Annotated in this window: 8 protein-coding genes; 5 read left to right on the forward strand and 3 right to left on the reverse strand. The window is 69.1% G+C overall.

From position 1 onward, the window contains the following. Both ACM14_RS18925 and ACM14_RS18930 read right to left on the reverse strand, forming a co-directional pair. Positions 1-930, reverse strand: a 930-nt coding sequence (locus ACM14_RS18925) for an aconitase family protein (protein ID WP_254662090.1), incomplete at its 3' end; no start/stop codon positions are given. Between the two features lie 49 nt (positions 931-979). Further along, positions 980-1,960 carry a tripartite tricarboxylate transporter substrate binding protein gene (locus tag ACM14_RS18930; protein WP_065346991.1) on the reverse strand — a complete coding sequence of 327 codons (981 nt, stop codon included), beginning with the start codon at positions 1,958-1,960 and terminating at the stop codon, positions 980-982. A gap of 540 nt (positions 1,961-2,500) precedes the next feature. On the opposite strand from ACM14_RS18930, the gene ACM14_RS18935 reads away from it, so the two are divergent. From ACM14_RS18935 to ACM14_RS18955, 5 genes are all read left to right on the forward strand, one after another. Then, positions 2,501-5,779: an EAL domain-containing protein gene (locus ACM14_RS18935; protein ID WP_065346992.1), complete on the forward strand. Its 3,279-nt coding sequence runs from the start codon at positions 2,501-2,503 to the stop codon at positions 5,777-5,779. Between the two features lie 133 nt (positions 5,780-5,912). After that, on the forward strand, positions 5,913-9,440 hold the full coding sequence (gene smc / locus ACM14_RS18940; RefSeq protein WP_013802566.1) for a chromosome segregation protein SMC: 3,528 nt from the start codon (positions 5,913-5,915) through the stop codon (positions 9,438-9,440). 57 nt (positions 9,441-9,497) lie between these two features. Then, positions 9,498-10,844 carry a cell division protein ZipA C-terminal FtsZ-binding domain-containing protein gene (locus tag ACM14_RS18945; protein ID WP_065346993.1) on the forward strand — a complete coding sequence of 449 codons (1,347 nt, stop codon included), beginning with the start codon at positions 9,498-9,500 and terminating at the stop codon, positions 10,842-10,844. 47 nt (positions 10,845-10,891) lie between these two features. Further along, positions 10,892-13,003 carry an NAD-dependent DNA ligase LigA gene (gene ligA / locus ACM14_RS18950; protein WP_063326247.1) on the forward strand — a complete coding sequence of 704 codons (2,112 nt, stop codon included), beginning with the start codon at positions 10,892-10,894 and terminating at the stop codon, positions 13,001-13,003. Further along, positions 13,003-14,010, forward strand: coding sequence for a patatin-like phospholipase family protein (locus ACM14_RS18955; protein ID WP_065346994.1), 1,008 nt, complete (start codon positions 13,003-13,005; stop codon positions 14,008-14,010). Before ligA ends, ACM14_RS18955 begins: the two co-directional genes overlap by 1 nt. A 52-nt stretch (positions 14,011-14,062) precedes the next feature. Here the strand turns inward: ACM14_RS18955 and ACM14_RS18960 are convergent, their stop codons facing one another. Next, positions 14,063-16,909, reverse strand: coding sequence for a chemotaxis protein CheW (locus ACM14_RS18960; RefSeq protein ID WP_065346995.1), 2,847 nt, complete (start codon positions 16,907-16,909; stop codon positions 14,063-14,065). Between the last annotated feature and the right edge of the window lie 69 nt (positions 16,910-16,978).

Below are 16,978 nucleotides of genomic sequence, written 5' to 3' on the forward strand. Positions count from 1 at the left end.
CTGGTCATCAATGGAGAACATGGCCGCCGTGGCGCCGTATTCGGGGCACATGTTGGAGATGGTGGCGCGGTCGCCGATGCTCAGGCTGTCGGCCCCCTCGCCAAAGAATTCCACATAGGCGCCCACCACCTTTTGCTGGCGCAGGAATTCGGTCAGGGCCAGCACGATGTCGGTGGCGGTGATGCCCGCCTGGCGCCGGCCCGTGAGGCGCACGCCCACGATCTCGGGCAGGCGCATCCAGCAGGCGCGGCCCAGCATGACGTTCTCGGCCTCCAGCCCGCCCACGCCCACGGCGATCACGCCCAGGGCGTCCACATGAGGCGTGTGACTGTCCGTGCCCACGCAGGTATCGGGGAAAGCCAGGCCATCCTGCACGGTGATCACGGGGGACATTTTTTCCAGATTGATCTGGTGCATGATCCCGTTCCCCGCAGGGATCACATCCACGTTGGCGAAGGCCTTCTTCGTCCACTCGATGAAGTGGAAACGGTCCTCGTTGCGGCGGTCCTCGATGGCGCGGTTCTTCGCAAAGGCATCGGGATCGAAGCCGCCGCACTCCACGGCCAGCGAATGGTCCACGATGAGCTGCACGGGAACGACGGGGTTGACCTGGGCGGGGTCGCCGCCCTGGGCCGCAATGGCGTCGCGCAGGCCGGCCAGGTCCACCAGGGCGGTCTGGCCCAGGATGTCGTGGCAGACCACGCGCACGGGATACCAGGGAAAGTCGATGTCGCGGCGGCGCTCGATGAGCTGCAGCAGGTAGCCGTCCAACTGCGCGGGATCGGCGCGGCGCACGAGGTTCTCGGCGTGGACGCGGGCGGTGTAGGGCAGGCGTGCCCAGGCGCCGGGCGAGAGGGCATCGACGGCGGTGCGGGCGTCGATGTAGTGCAGCGTGGTGCCGGGCAGGGGTTTCTTGTAGCGGGACGTCATGGGGGCGGATGGATTCTCGGGCCTGCGTGAGCCGATTGCTGTGCGCCGATTACTGTGCGCGGATTTCGTTGTCTTTCACCACCTTGGCGTAGCGGGGAATCTCGGACTGGATCAGGGCGCCGAACTGGGCCGGTGTGCCGCCTGCCGGGGACACGCCCGTGGGCTCCAGCTGGGCCAGCAGTGCCGGCGCCTTGAGGCCGGTGTCCAACGCCGCATTGATGCGCGACAGCACGGCGGGCGGCAGGCCCTTGGGCGCGAGCAGGCCGTGCCAGGCCACCACGTCATAGTCCGGCAGGCCGCTTTCGGCCACCGACGGAATCTCGGGATAGGCGGGCAGGCGCTGGGCCGTGGTCACGGCCAGGGCGTGCAGCTTGCCGCTCTTGACGTGCTGCATCAGCGCCTCGGTGCCGGCCACCAGCATGTCCACGTTGCCCGACAGCAGATCGGTCACGGCCGGGCCCGTGCCGCGATAGGGCACATGCGTGGCCTTGACCTTGGCCATGCCGAACAGGTACTCGGTGACGATGTGAAGATGGCTGCCATTGCCGGCCGAGGCAAAGGTCAGCTTGCCCGGGTTCTCACGCGCATAGGTCAGCAGTTCCTGCAGGTTTCTGGCGGGCACGCGGGGGCTCACGCAGACCACGTAGGCGCCTTTGGACAGCTGGATCACGGGCGTCATGTCGGCCACGGGGTCGAAGCGCAGCTTGTACAGCGAAGGGTTGACCGTATAGCTGCCCGCCACCAGCAGCAGCGTGTAGCCATCGGCCGCCGAGCGCAGCGCGTACTCGGTGCCCAGCGTGCCACCGGCGCCCGGCCGGTTCTCCACCACCACGGGCTGGCCCAGCCTGTCGTTGAGCACGTTGGAGGCCACGCGCGCAATGAAGTCCGAACCGCCGCCGGGTGCGAAGGGGCAGACGATCTTCAGCGACTTGCTGGGAAAGGACTCCTGGGCCAGGCCCTGGTGCGGCAGCGCAAGGCCGGCCAGCGGGGCGGGCAGGGCGGCGCAAAAGCGGCGGCGGTTGATGCTCATGGGTTGGTGTCTCCTGCAGAGTTATGGTTGGCAGTGCACCAGGCTTGTTGCAAGCGGCATGCCATCCGACTCAAGGGGAAACCCGTGCAAGCCCCGCAGCCTGCTGCCAGAGGCTGAAGGGCTGCAGCGCCACCTGCTGCCACGCCATCCGTTTCATTGATGTTTCAAAACTGCCGCCTCTGATTTCATGGATGAGGGCTTGTGCAATGCCTCGCCCTCCATCCCTGGTGCCCGGCAAGGCCCGGCAGGTCCGGCAGGCTCGGCACAGGGGGCCGGGTGCAAGCACCTTGCTGCCTGCAGTCTAGGGTTTGCCCGTGGAGGTCTTCAGCAAGCGCGCATTCCGACGATAGAGTAAAGGCGTTTGTAGGATTTGTCTTACATATGATTTGCCTGCCGGGTGCCGAAATCCATTTATCCTCGCTCTCTGCTCCACATGGCCTGCCCGGCCTTTTCGGGTGGCTGGCCATGGGGCTGGCAACGAGTGGTTCCGTGCTCCTGGACCGATTCCCCCGTGACTGCCTATTCAGCCTTAGCCGCTCCATGTCAGCTTTTGCCCAGCGCACGCTTGTAGCCATCCGGACCGCCTGGCCAGCCGCCACCGTCATGGCGGTGGGCATGTGCCTGAGCGCCGCGCTCGCCCTGCAGCAGCAGCGGGCGCTGGAGCGCATCGACCTGCAGCGCCATACGCAACAGGCCCAGTCTGCCCGCCAGGCGCTGGAGATGCGCCTGGATGCCTATGCCGTCATGGTCCAGCATGTGGCCAACCAGCTGGCCGCCTCTCCCGAGATGGGGCAGCAGGCCTTCGCGCGCATTGCGCAGGCGCTGCGCATACAGATACAGCCCGGCATGCAGGCGCTGACCTTTACGCGGGCCGCAACGGAGCGCGATCCGGCCAGCCAGGATCCGTCGGCCTCGTTCAGGCCCGATCCCCACTATTTCTTCATCGACTATCTCTGGCCGGTGGAAGGCAATGAATCCATCGCCGGCCTGGACATGCACGACCGCCCCAGTCTCATGGCCAGCATGCTGCGCAGCCGGGACAGCGCGGCCGCCGTGGTCTCGGCGCCGTTTGCCATGAAGCAGCCCGGCGAGCATGCCACCGCCGTGCTGGTGCGCGCGCCCGTCTTTGCGCTGGCGGACCACCAGTCCCCGGATGGCACGGCAGCGCATCCGCTGTTCCTGGGAACGGCCGACGTCAGCATTCGTGTGCACGACCTGGTGCAGGACCTGCATGAGCGCGGTTTCCTGGGTCGGCTAGCGCTGGCCATGCATGACGCAGGCCCGGTCTCGCCCCTGCCGCCGGCCGGCGTATCGCCGCTGCCGCTGTATCTGGGTGCTGCCTGGCCCGAGCGCGGGCAGGAAGCGGTAGGCCTGGGCGATACCGGCCAGGTGGTGCTGGAGCAGACGCTGCAGGCCCAGGACCGGCTGTGGCGGCTGAACTTCATTCCCGTGAGCACGGCCCTGTCCTGGACCGAGCGTGCCCAGCCCCTGGTGCTGTTTGCGCTGGGCATGCTGGTGTCAGTCCTGCTGGCCTCGCTGGCGGCAGCCTGGTGGCGGCGCCATCCGTCCAGCTGGGCGCAGCTGCGTGCCTCTTCCCGCAGCATGCGCGAGAGCGATGCCCGCTTTCAGGCACTGTTCGAGCAGGCCGCCGTGGGCGTGGTGCAGATTGACGCGGCCAACGGCAATGTCCTGCATGTGAACCGCAGGTATTGCGACATCACCGGCCACGAGGCACAGCAGCTGTGCCAGCGCCCCCTGCTGGCCCTGGTGGCCGCCGAAACGGTGGAGGGCGACAGGCTGCTGCTGCAGGAACTGGCTGCGGGCCAGCGCCGCGCCCTGCAGATCGAGCGGCAGCTGCGGCGCAGCGACGGCAGCCTGGTCTGGGTGGAACTGCACATCTCCGCGCTGGGCCACGGCCCATCGCTGCGGCTGATGGCCCTGGTGCAGGACATCAGCGCGCGCCGCCACTTGCAGCAAATGCAGCGCGACGGATCGCGCCACCTGCGCATGGTCATCCAGCGCCTGCCCCTGGGCCTGGCCATGCTGCAGGAGGATGGCCGCTTCGCCTACTGGAACGAGGAATTCATGCGCCTGGCAGGCCACGGCGCCACGGCCGGCATGGATGGCGACGGCTGGTGGCGCAACATGTGCCCGGATGAAGCACGCCGCCAGCGCATGCAGCGCCGCTTCGAGGCTGCGCAGGCGCGGGCGCGCGTTGCCCAAAGCCCCCATGGCAGCGAGTCCGACAGCTGCGGCACCCTCAACTCCGAGGAGTACCAGCTCATAGGCAGCGACGGCTGCGCGCGCTCCGTATCCATCGGCGGCATGCTGCTGGACGAAGGCTGCCTGCTGATCCTGCAGGACCAGAGCCAGCGCAAGACCGCCGAAGAGGAAATTCGCCGCCTGGCCTTCTACGATGCGCTCACCGGCCTGCCCAACCGCCGCCTGCTGGTGGACCGGCTGCAGCAGGCGCTGGCTTCCAGCCGCCGTCGCGGGCGCTGTGGCGCCGTCATGCTGCTGGACGTGGACAACTTCAAGGCCTTCAACGACAGCCTGGGGCTGGAACTGGGCGACGTGCTGCTGCGCATGATTGCCGAGCGGCTGGCCCAGTCCCTGGGCCGCGAGGCCACGCTGGCCCGCCACAGCGGCGATGACTTCGTCGTGCTGCTGGAGGACCTGGGCAAGGATTCCATGCACGCCGCCTCCAAGCTCGAAGGCGAGGTCCAGCGCATGCGTTCGCTGCTGCTGCAACCGCTGCAACTGAGTGGCCAGTCCTGCCACATCACGCTGAGCATAGGCGCCAGCCTGTTCGGCGAGCAGGAACTCAGTGCCGACGAGGTGCTGCGCCGTGCCGAGATGGCCATGTACCAGGCCAAGGGCATGGGGCGCAACACGCTGCAGTTCTTCGATCCGCAACTGCAGGCCGTGCTCAGATCGCGCACGGCCATGGAGCAGGAAATGCGCGAGGGCCTGGTGCGCTCGCAATTCGTCCTGTACTACCAGCCGCAGGTGGCGAACGGGCGCATCGTCGGCGCCGAGGGCCTGCTGCGCTGGAACCATCCGCGCGAAGGGCTGGTGCCGCCGTCGCTCTTCGTCTCGCTGGCCGAGGAAACGGGCCTGATCCAGCAACTGGGCGAATGGGTGCTGGGCGAGGCCTGCCGGCAACTGGCGCAATGGGCGGCGGAGCCGGACATGGCCTGCCTGATGCTGGCCGTCAACGTCAGCCCGCGCCAGTTCCACCAGGCGCGCTTCGTGGAGCAGGTGCTGCAGGCGCTCAAGGAGCACGGTGCCAATCCGCGCCTGCTCAAGCTGGAGCTGACCGAAAGCCTGCTGCTGGCCGACGTGGACGACACGGCGGCCAAGATGGCCACGCTCAAGGCACACGGCGTGGGGTTCTCGCTGGACGACTTCGGCACCGGCTACTCCTCGCTGGCCTATCTCAAGCGCCTGCCGCTCGACCAGCTCAAGATCGACCGCAGCTTCGTGCGCGACGTGCTCAGCGACCCCAACGACGCGGCCATTGCGCGCACCATCGTCGCCCTGGGTACCAGCCTGGGCCTGCAGGTCATCGCCGAGGGCGTGGAGACCGAGGCGCAGCGCCAGTTCCTCGAAGACCAGCACTGCCATGCCTGGCAGGGCTACCTGCTCAGCCCGCCCGTGCCCGTGCGCAGCTTCGAGGCACTGGTGCGCCAGGCCATCGTGTCGCGCCCTCCGGCCCTGAGCCCGGCGAACCTGCCGCAGCAGGCGCAGGACCGGCCCCAGGTGGTGGAGTGCACGGATGGCAGCGGGGTGCCGGACGCCCCCTCAAACCATTCTTGACATTCGACACGGCCCCGCGCGGGCCGCTTTCCATTCTTGAGCAGGGGTGGCGCGCGGTATCATTCCGAGCTTCCCTGTTGTTCCCCCACGTCCTCATTCGTCCGTTCGCCGCGGACCGCCATCTGCCTGCATCGTGCGCCTGAATTCCATCAAGCTGTCCGGCTTCAAGTCCTTCGCCGAGCCCACCAACTTCATGCTGCCGGGGCAACTGGTGGGCGTGGTGGGCCCCAACGGCTGCGGCAAGTCCAACATCATGGATGCGGTGCGCTGGGTGCTGGGCGAGAGCAAGGCCAGCGAGCTGCGCGGCGAGTCCATGCAGGACGTGATCTTCAATGGCACCACGCACCGCAAGCCGGCCAGCCGCTCCAGCGTGGAGCTGGTGTTCGACAACAGTGACCACCGCGCGGGCGGCCAGTGGGGCCAGTTCGGCGAGATCGCCGTCAAGCGCGTGCTCACGCGCGAGGGCAACAGCAGCTACTTCATCAACAACCAGGCCGTGCGCCGCCGCGATGTGCAGGACGTGTTCCTGGGCACGGGCCTGGGCCCGCGCGCCTACGCCATCATCGGCCAGGGCACGATCAGCCGCATCATCGAGTCGCGCCCCGAGGAACTGCGCCTGTTCCTCGAAGAGGCCGCAGGCGTGTCCAAGTACAAGGAGCGCCGGCGCGAGACCGAGAACCGGCTCTCGGCCACCACCGAGAACCTCACGCGCGTGGAAGACATCCTGCGCGAGCTCAACAACAACCTCGACCGGCTGGAAAAGCAGGCCGAGGTGGCGGCCCAGTACAACGCGCTGCAGTCCCAGGTCACGCTCAAGCAGCAGCAGCTGTGGTTCCTCAAGCGCGCCGAGGCCGAGGCCGAGCAGGACCGCGTGCGCGTGGAGGGTCTGCAGGCCGTCAACGAGCTCGAAGAGCGCATGGCCGACATCCGCAACAACGAAAGCGGACTCGAAACCCTGCGCCAGGCGCACTACGACGCCAGCGACCAGGTCAACCAGGCCCAGGCCAAGCTCTACGAATCCACTGCCGAAGTCGGCAAGCTGGAGGCCGAGATCCGCTACGTGCTCGAAGGCCGCCAGCGCGTGCAGCAGCGGCTGCAGCAGCTGTCCGAGCAGGTGCTGCTGTGGAACAGCCGCCGCGAGGAAGCCGAAGCCGAGATCGAGAACCTCGAAGGCGCCGGCATGGACGCCGAGGAACAGGCCGAGATGCTGGCCGCCCAGGTCGAGGAGCAAAGCATGCGCCTGCCCGACCTGGAGGACGCCCTGCGCAATGCCCAGAAGGCCGACACCGACCAGCGCGCCAGCGTGGTCCAGGTGCAGCAGCAGATCCAGGTGCTGGCCGCCGAGCAGCGTAGCCTGGACGAGCAGCGCCGCCAGTTCGAGACCCGCTTCGAGCGCCTGCGCGCCGACCGCAACGCGCTGGAGACGCCCGACGAGGCCCGCCTGAACAATCTGCAGTCCCAGCTGGAAGAGGCGCGCGAACTGGCTGAAATGGCCGATGCCGTGCTCAACGAGCTGCAGGACTCCGTGCCCCAGCTCGACGAGGACCGCCGCACGCGCCAGCAGGCCGTCAACGCCGAGGCCGCGCGCCACGCGGACCTGTCGGCGCGGCTGGAAGCGCTCAAGGCCCTGCAGGAAAAGGTCAAGACAGACGGCAAGCTCCAGCCCTGGCTGGCCAAGCACGGCCTGGACGGTATGCAGGGCCTGTGGAGCCGCATTGCCATCGAGCCCGGCTGGGAAAACGCGCTGGAGGCCGCGCTGCGCGAGCGCCTGGGCGCACTCGAAGTGGGCCGGCTCGACATGGTGCGTGGCTTTCTGGGCTCAGGCGGACACGATGCGCCGCCCGCGCGCCTGGCCTTCTTCAGCCCGCCGCAAGGCGCGCCCGCGCCGGCCGCCGGCCGCTGGCAGCACCTGTCGGACCTGCTGCGCGTGAACGATGCCGGCCTGCGCGCCGTGCTCGGCGACTGGCTGCAGGACTGCTACACGGCGCCCACGCTGGAAGAGGCCCTATCGCGCCGCAGCGAACTGCGGCCCGGTGAAACCGTCTACGTGCCCACGGGCCATGCCGTCAGCAGCCACAGCGTGAGCTTTTATGCGCAGGACTCGGAGCAATCCGGCCTGCTGGCACGCGCCCAGGAAATCGAGCACCTTGAAAAGGAAGTGCGCGCCCAGGCGCTGATCTCCGACGAATCGCGCACGGCCCTGGTGCGCGCCGAAAGCGCCTATGCCGAGGCCTCGCAGCGCCTGGTCAGCGCCCGGCGCGAGGCCAGCGAATCGCAAAGCCGTGCCCATGAGCTGCAGGTCGAGACCCTGCGCCTGTCGCAGCTGGCCGAGCAGGCCCGTGCGCGCAATGCCCAGATCAGCGCCGACCTGGCCGAGGTCGAGGCCCAGCTGTCCGACATCGAGGAGCGCCGCGTGGCGGCCGAGGCCCGCTTCGAGGAACTGGACATGCAACTGGCCGACAGCCAGGAGCGCCATGCCCAGCTCGGCGACAAGGTGCTGGAGTCCGAGCGGCGCCTGAACGAATCGCGCGAGCAGCTGCGCACGCTGGAACGCCAGGCCCAGGAGGCCACTTTCTCGCGGCGCAGCCTGGAGGCGCGCCGGGGCGAACTCAGCCGCACCATAGAGACCGCCAGCCAGCAGGCCCGCTCCCTGGCCGACGAGCAGCAGCGCGCGCAGGACGAGCTCACGCGCCTGACCGATGCCGCGGCCCAGGGCGGCCTGCAGGATGCGCTGGATTTGAAGATGCAGCGCGAGCAGGCCGTGGCCGCGCGCCGCAGCGAATATGACGACCTGACCAACAAGCTGCGCGCCAGCGACGAACGCCGCCAGCAACTGGAAAAGGCGCTGGACCCGCTGCGCCAGCGCATCACCGAATTCCAGCTCAAGGAGCAGGCCGCGCGCCTGGGCCTGGAGCAGTACTCCACCTTGCTGGAAGAGGCGGGCGCCGACCTGGCCGCCGTCTCCCAGTCCATTGCCGAGGCCAATGTGCGCATGCACGGCCTGCAGGGCGAGATCGACCGCCTGCACCGCGAGATCGCGGCCCTGGGCGCGGTCAACCTGGCGGCGCTGGACGAGCTGAAGCTGGCGCGCGAGCGCAAGACCTTCCTCGACGCGCAGACCGAGGACCTGACCCAGGCCATGAACACGCTGGAAGATGCCATCCGCAAGATCGACGCCGAGACGCGCGAGCTGCTGTCGGGCACCTTCGAGACCGTGAACGGGCATTTCGGGCGCATGTTCCCCGAGCTGTTCGGCGGCGGGCAGGCCAAGCTGGTCATCACGGGCGATGAAATCCTGGACTCGGGCGTGCAGGTGATCGCGCAGCCGCCCGGCAAGAAGAACCAGACGATTCACCTGCTGTCCGGTGGCGAGAAGGCGCTGACGGCGATTGCGCTGGTGTTCGCCATCTTCCAGCTCAACCCGGCCCCGTTCTGTCTGCTGGACGAGGTGGATGCGCCGCTGGACGATGCCAACACCGAGCGCTATGCCAAGCTGGTGGCCAGCATGAGCAAGAGCACGCAGTTCCTGTTCATCAGCCACAACAAGATCGCCATGGAAATGGCCCAGCAGCTCATCGGCGTGACCATGCAGGAGCAGGGCGTGTCCCGCATCGTGGCCGTGGACATGGAGTCCGCGCTGTCCATGGCTGAGCTATCCTGAGCATGTCCGCAACCTTTCAAACCCCTTTGCTGGAACGACGTTTCATTCCTTCATTCCATGAGTAACCTGCAAATCAGTCTGGCCGTCCTGGGCTTTGTGGTGCTGGCCCTGATCCTTGCCTACAACAGCTGGTCCGCGCGCCGCAATGCACCCAAGCGCGCCGACCCCGTCGATGAAGCGCAGCGCGATCCCTCGCGCCATGAGCCCGGCATGGACACCGTGGGCCACGGCCCGGACCTGACGCATAGCCTGCGCGAGCCCGTGCTGGGCGACTTCGGCACCGCCGCGCCGGGCCAGAGCCCTGCCTCCGCAGACCGCTTTGCCGAAACCGACGCCGAGCTGGCCCATCTGGTCCAGCTCGAAGAGCAGCAGCGCCAGGCCGCGGCCCAGGCTGCGCTGGCGGCCAAGGCCGCTCAGGCAGTGCAGTCCGCGCAGGCCGCCCATGCCCTGCAGGCGGGCGAAGACGCCAGCGCTTCGGCACCCGCATCTGAATCTGTGTCCGCGCCTGCGGCGTCCCCGTCGGCACCGCAGTCCATCGAGCCTTCCCTCAACGACGCGGCCCTGACCAGCGCGGCCGCCAGCCGCCCGGGCCTGGATGCGCTGATCGACGCCATTGCCCCCGTGCAGGTCGGCCAGGCCGTACCCGGCGAACTGGCGCTGCAGGCCCAGCCCGCCACGCGGCGCGCGGGCAACAAGCCCTTTGCGATCGAAGGCATGAACCAGTCCACCCACCAGTGGGAACCGCTGCAGCCCGGCCAGCGCTACCTGGGTTTTCAGGCCGGCGTGCAGCTGGCCAACCGCACGGGTGCGCTCAACGAGATCGAGTTCTCCGAGTTCGTTGCCAAGGTGCAGCGCTTTGCCGACGCGCTGGGCGCCACGCCCGACGTGCCCGACATGCTGCAGGAAGTGGCGCGTGCGCGCGAGCTCGACCAGTTCGCCAGCGAGCACGACGCCCAGCTCACCTTCATGCTGCGCGCACGCCAGGCCTCCTGGAGCGCGGGCTACGTGCAGCAAAACGCATCGCGCCAGGGCTTTCTGCCGGGCTCCATGCCCGGGCGCATGGCTCTGCCTTCGCCCACGCCCGGCATGCCTCCGGTGCTGGTGCTCAACTACGACCCGCAGGCGGCCATGGCCGACGACCTGGACACCTCGGTGGTGCGCGAGTTCCTGCTGAGCCTGGACGTGCCCCAGGTGCCGCGCGGCGAGCAGGCCTTCGTGCAGTTGCGCCAGGTGGCCGAGCGCCTGTGCCAGACCATGGACGGCGTGCTCTGCGACCAGAACGGCTACCTGCTGCCGGCCATGGCGCTGGACCCCATCCAGCACGACCTGGAACATCTCTATGACAAGCTCGACAGCCGCGAGCTGTCGGCGGGCTCCATGCTGGCGCGGCGACTGTTCAGCTGACGCGGCGCGGTGCCCCTGGTGCACAACAGGCTCCTGGCCTCAACCCCATGAATGACAATCTGGATCTTTTCTCCGGCGCAGCCCCCGCAGCGCCGGAGTCCGGGGCCGCCCCCGACAAGGTGCTGGCCAAGGTGCAGGCTCTGCGCGCCCAGCTCAACCAATGGGCGCATGAGTACTACGTGCTGGACACGCCCACCGTGCCCGACGGCGAGTACGACCGCGTCTTCCAGCAACTGCAGGCGCTGGAAGGTGCCTACCCCGAACTGGTCACGCCGGACTCGCCCACGCAGCGCGTGATCGGCGCCGTGCTCGACGGCCTGATGCCCGTGCGCCATGCCGTGCCCATGCTCAGCATCCGCACCGAGACCGACAACGAGGCCACGGGTGCCGAGGCCTTCGACGCACGCATCCGCAAGGAGCTGGAACTGGCCGAAGGCGCGCCGCCCGTGGAGTACGTGGCCGAGCCCAAGTTCGACGGCCTGGCCATGAACCTGCGCTACGAGAACGGCCGCCTGGTGCAGGCCACCACGCGCGGCGACGGCGAGGTGGGCGAGGACGTGACCCACAACATCCGCACCATCCGCAAGATTCCGCTGTCCCTGCCCGAAGGCAAGGGCGTGCCGCCCGTGGTCGAGGTGCGCGGCGAGGTCTACATGGGCCGCGCCGACTTCGTCAAGCTCAACGAGCGCCAGCAGGCCGCCGGCGGCAAGAGCTTTGCCAATCCGCGCAATGCGGCCGCAGGCTCGGTGCGCCAGCTGGACTCGGGCATTGCGGCGCAGCGCCCACTGTCCTTCTTCGCCTATGGCCTGGGCGAGATCACGCCGGCTGCCCAGGGCGGCCCCGACTTCGTTACCCACTACGCCATGCTGCAGACGCTGCGCGACTGGGGCTTTCCGGTGGCGCCCCAGGTCTGCATCGCCAAGGGCGCGGCAGAGCTGGTGGCCTTCCACCAGCGCATGGGCGCCGAGCGCGCCACGCTGCCCTACGAGATCGACGGCGTGGTCTACAAGGTCAACAGCCTGGCCCAGCAGCGCCAGCTGGGCTTTGTCTCGCGCGAGCCGCGCTGGGCCGTGGCCCACAAGTACCCGGCCGAGGAAATGCCCACGCGCATGGAAGGCATCGACATACAGGTCGGCCGCACGGGCAAGCTGACGCCCGTGGCGCGCCTGGCCCCCGTGGCAGTGGGCGGCGTCATCGTCACGAATGCCACGCTGCACAACCTGTTCGAGATCCGCAAGAAGCGCGTGCGCACGGGCGACACCGTGGTCGTGCGCCGCGCCGGTGACGTGATCCCCGAGGTCGTGGGCCGCGTGCCCGGCGACCGGCCGGCCTATGTGCCCAACTTCCGCATGCCCGCTGCATGCCCCATCTGCGGCAGCGCCGTGGCGCGGCCCAAGGGCGAGGCCAACCACCGCTGCACGGGCGGCCTGTTCTGCCCGGCGCAGCGCAAGGAGGCCATCCTGCACTTTGCCGCGCGGCGCGCCATGGACATCGAGGGTCTGGGCGACAAGCTGGTGGACCAGTTGGTGGACGGCCACGTGGTGCGCACACTGCCCGACCTCTACCGCCTGGGCCTGGTGGCCCTGGCATCGCTGGACCGCATGGCCGAGAAGTCGGCCCAGAACGTGCTGGACGCGCTGGAAAAATCCAAGAAGACCACGCTGGCGCGGTTCCTCTTCGGCCTGGGCATCCGCCAGGTGGGCGAGTCCACGGCCAAGGACCTGGCCCGCCACTTCGGCCAGCTGGACGCCATCATGGACGCCAGCGTCGAGCAACTGCTGCAGGTGCGCGACGTGGGGCCCATCGTGGCCGAGAGCATCCACACCTTCTTCGCCCAGCCCCACAACCGCGAGGTGGTCGAGCAACTGCGTGCCTGCGGCGTGCACTGGGAAGAGGGCGCGGCGCGCGAGCAGACCGCCCAGCCGCTGGCCGGCATGACCGTGGTGCTCACGGGAACGCTGCCCACGCTGGGCCGCGACCAGGCCAAGGAGATGCTGGAGGCCGCGGGCGCCAAGGTCTCCGGCTCGGTCAGCAAGAAGACCAGCTATGTGGTGGCCGGTGCCGAGGCCGGCAGCAAGCTGGCCAAGGCCGAGGAACTGGGCGTGACCGTGCTGGACGAGGCCGGCATGCTGGCGCTGCTGGCAGGCGGGGACCGCTGATGGCGCTGAGTCCGCGCAAACCCGTGGTCGGCCTGGCGCTGGGCAGCGGGTCGGCGCGTGGCTGGGCGCATTTCGGCGTGCTGCGCGCGCTGGAGGATGCGGGCCTGAGGCCCGACATCATCTGCGGCTCGTCCATCGGCGCCCTGGTCGGTGCCTCCTATGCGGCTGGCGAGATGCAGCGCTTCGAGGAATGGGTGCTGGGACTGGGCATGCGCAAGGTGTTCGGTTTCATGGACTTCAACATCACGGGCGGCATGCTCAAGGGCGAGAAGCTGATCGCGTTCTGGCGCGAGCACTTCGTGGACTCGGCCATCGAGGACCTGAAGATTCCCTTCGGCGCCGTGGCCACCGACCTGCATTCGGGCGCGGAGGTCTGGCTGCGCAAGGGCTCTATCGCCGATGCCGTGCGTGCCTCCATCGCGCTGCCCGGCCTGTTCACGCCCGTGCAGCGCGAGGGGCGGCTGCTGGTCGATGGCGGCATCGTCAACCCCGTGCCCGCCTCGCTGGCGCGCGCCATGGGCGCGGACATCGTGATCGCGGTCGATCTCAATGCCGACATCATGCGGCGCCACATGCGGCCGCTGGCTCCCTCCGCCGCCATGGCTGCCGCGCCGCCGCTGGAGGAAGCCCCGCCCGCCGTGGAGCAGGGCGTGGCGCCCGAAGACCTGGCCGGCCAGGCCAGTGCCGTGGCCGGCACGGCCTGGGTGCGCAGGCTGCAGCGCGGCGTGATGGGGTGGATGCCCGGCCACCACCGCGACGAGGCCGGCCGCGAGACCGAGCCCTCGCCCCGTCCGCCCTCGCTGCTGGACGTGGTGATGACCAGCGTCAACATCATGCAGATGCGCATCACGCGCAGCCGCATGGCCGGCGACCCGCCCGAGCTGGTGATAGCGCCGCGCCTGTCCCACCTGGGCCTGCTGGACTTCCACCGCGCGCGCGAGGCCATCGACGAAGGCTACGAGGCAGCGCAGGCCGCGTTGCCGGGCCTGCGCCACTGGGGCCTTTGAGGCGTTACAGGCGCGGCACACCCGACATGCCCATAGGCCCGACACGCCCGGGCTACGCCGCCTCCCTTTCCACGCTGACTGCATTGCGGTCGGCATTGGCCGCGGCAACGCGCGAAGGCTGCAGCCTGCGCATCAGCGCGGCGGGGTCCAGGCACTGGATCAGCGGAAGGCCCGAATCGGCATGCACCAGCTTGCGCACCAGGGCCGTCGCGGTGTCGGCCGCGTTCAGCATGGGCGAATCCACCAGCGCGCTGGCTGGCAGCCGGTGCACGCCCTGCAGCGCGCTGACCAGCAGGCCCACGCGCAGGCCGCCATACTGGACCACGATGACCTGTGACTGCTCGGTGACCACGCCGGGCTGGCCCTGCAGCAGCGCGGCCAGGTCGAACACCCAGACATAGCCGCTGACGCTGCCCTGGCTGCGCCGTGCCAGCGCGCCCACGCAAAACGGCAGCCGTCCTGCCGCCACGGGCGAGATGGCGCTGGCGGGCAGGGCCTCGCAGACATCGCCCGCGCGCAGGGCCAGCAGGCTGGCGCCCACGTAGAAGCTGGCCAGTTCCACAGGCGCGTCGCCACTGCCATGCACGGCGCGCCCGTGCCCGTGCGTAGCGGGCCGGGCGCCATCCAGCCGGGTGGCCGACGCCAGGCGCAGCGCGCGGTTGCGCGCATCGGCATGCACGGGGCCCAGCCGCTGCAGGCTCAGGCTGACGAGGCCGGCCAGTGTGTCGTCCGTTGCGCTTTCTTTTGCATCGCGTGCCGCGCCCTGGTCCAGCCGGAATTCGCGGTAGCCGCGCCCGGCGGCCATGCCGACGATGCAGTAGTGGCCTTCGATCTCCTCGATGCTGCTGCGCACCTCGCCATCGGCCAGCGATGCCAGGCCGGCCACGCCTGCGATGCAACTGCCCAGCGGGCGCCCGCCATGGCTGGCAGCGACGATGCGCCCGTCACGCGCCACGTAGAACGCTTCCATCGGCAGGCGCGGCAGGCCGCTGTCTTCGGGATCGGTGGCTGCGGCCTGCTCTGCCGTTGCCGCCTGCTCTGGCGCTGCGGCCTGCAGCATGGCCTGCAGCTCGCGCCGCGTGTGGAACAGCAGGGCGATGCCGCCGATGACGGGGCCCTGATCGCCGCCGTGTGCATGTCCGTGCGCCTGTCCACTCCCAGGCGATGGCGCGCGCAGCGCGGCATGGTAGACATGGACGGGCAGGCCTCCGTCGTCCATCTCCTGCACGTGGTAGGCCTGGGCATCGCGCAGCAGCACAGTGGCCTGCAGGGCCGATGTTTGCACGCGCGTGCCGGGAGCCAGGGGCAGGCCGGCCTCGTCCTCATGGCTGCAGGCCAGCACCAGGCCCTGGGCGTCGTACAGCGCAATGCGCGCATAGACGGTGTACAGCGCATTGAGCTGCTCCAGCAGCCGCTGCGCGCTGTCGTGGGCCTGTACCGACAGGGCCAGGCAGCCGCTGTTGTCCTCCAGCACCTTTTGCAGGCCGGGCGTCAGGGCCCACCAGCGGCAGTCGTTGGCACGTTCATAGAGATTGCGCTCCAGCAGGTCCATCAGCAGCCGGTTCAGCGTGCTGTGCTCCTGCAGCCGAGTGGACAGCGCGGTCTCGTGCAGGCCGTGAATGGCACGTGTGAACACGGCATGGGTCAGGTCGCCGGTCTCGCCCATCTGCTCCAGCACGGCCTGCAGCGGGTCCGGGTGGGCCGTGCCCTGCACGGGGGACTCCGGCGCCTGGCTGGCAGCCAGCACCTGGCCATTCCAGACCACGCGGCGTATGTCGTCGGCCGCGCGGGCCATGGCGTGCAGCGGCGGGCAAAAGCCGCGCGCCTGGGCCATCAGCCCCTCGGCAATGGCCGGCTCCAGCGCCTGCAGGACCTGCGGTCTTTGCTGCGCGGCGAAGGCCAGGTCCAGCGGTGCCATCACCTGGGTCTGCCAGCCCTGCGGCCCCGCATAGCCCTGGTAGGGCAGGGCGCGCGCCGTGCGCACCAGGTAGGTGCGGCCTGCATGGATCAGCGGCTGCACGGCATCACCATGGTGCATGGGCACGCGGCTGCCGGGGGCTATCCAGTGGGCGTCGCTGCTGGCGATGACCAGTCCGCCCTCGTCCAGCAGCAGCCCCACCTGGGCGCGCGGCCCGCCCGAGGCAAAGATGGCCTGCATCTCGGCGGCGAAGTCGAAGCTCAGGCACAGCACACCGAGCACCGCCATGGTGCGTGGGTGCAGCAGGCGCTGCGCGTAGATCAGGCGGTCAGCGCCCGGCAGCACGCAACTGGCGCCGAAATGGCTGACATGGCCGGCCTGCTGCAGGGACTGCTGGAACCAGGCCTCGGCGCAGGGCGGTGGCGGCTTGCCGCCTGCCTGCGCCTGGGCACGTGCACAGACCTGGCCCTGCGTGTCCAGCAGCAGGATGTCGTCATACACCGTGTACTTGGCTCGGTAGCTCTGCAGGTGCGCCTGCAACGGTGCCTGCCATGCGCGCAGACCGCCGGCCGCCATGTCGGGCAGGCCGCAGTCATTGCCATCGCCATCGCCATCGTCAAGCCGGGCCATGGCCTCGCACAGCACGGTATCGGCGGCGAGAAAGCCGACATCGGCCGTGCGCTCGTACAGGCTTCGCACCAGCAGGTCGATGGCATGGGCGGACTGCATGCCCAGCTGGGCCATGGCCTCCTGCGCGGACTGCGCCAGCTGCGACTGCAGCAGGCCTTGCTCCAGTTGCTCCAGTCCCTGGCGCGTGTCGGTGAGCATGGACACCAGGGCCTGCCCCTGCTGCGAGGCCTGCATGCGGGCCGAGGCTTCGATGAGCCGCCACATGAGCCGTATTTCGCGCAGGTCGGCGGCGTTGCGGTTGAGTTCCCGCAGATGGGGAAGAATCAGGTCGGTTGGCAGGGATGTGGCCATGGAGCGCTCCGCAGTCAGGTTCAGGCTGGGTGAAACCCGCTTTCCCCGATCAGGGAAAAGCCTGATGCA

It is taken from the genome of Delftia sp. JD2, from assembly GCF_001682645.1.
Lineage (GTDB): Bacteria > Pseudomonadota > Gammaproteobacteria > Burkholderiales > Burkholderiaceae_C > Comamonas > Comamonas acidovorans.

Excerpts from the sequence above, each read along its gene's own strand:
- ACM14_RS18930 (WP_065346991.1), bottom strand. The coding sequence starts at position 1,960 with ATGAGCATCAACCGCCGCCGCTTTTGCGCCGCCCTGCCCGCCCCGCTG.
- ACM14_RS18935 (WP_065346992.1), top strand. The coding sequence starts at position 2,501 with ATGTCAGCTTTTGCCCAGCGCACGCTTGTAGCCATCCGGACCGCCTGG.
- ACM14_RS18945 (WP_065346993.1), top strand. The coding sequence starts at position 9,498 with ATGAGTAACCTGCAAATCAGTCTGGCCGTCCTGGGCTTTGTGGTGCTG.
- ligA (WP_063326247.1), top strand. The coding sequence starts at position 10,892 with ATGAATGACAATCTGGATCTTTTCTCCGGCGCAGCCCCCGCAGCGCCG.
- ACM14_RS18955 (WP_065346994.1), top strand. The coding sequence starts at position 13,003 with ATGGCGCTGAGTCCGCGCAAACCCGTGGTCGGCCTGGCGCTGGGCAGC.
- ACM14_RS18960 (WP_065346995.1), bottom strand. The coding sequence starts at position 16,909 with ATGGCCACATCCCTGCCAACCGACCTGATTCTTCCCCATCTGCGGGAA.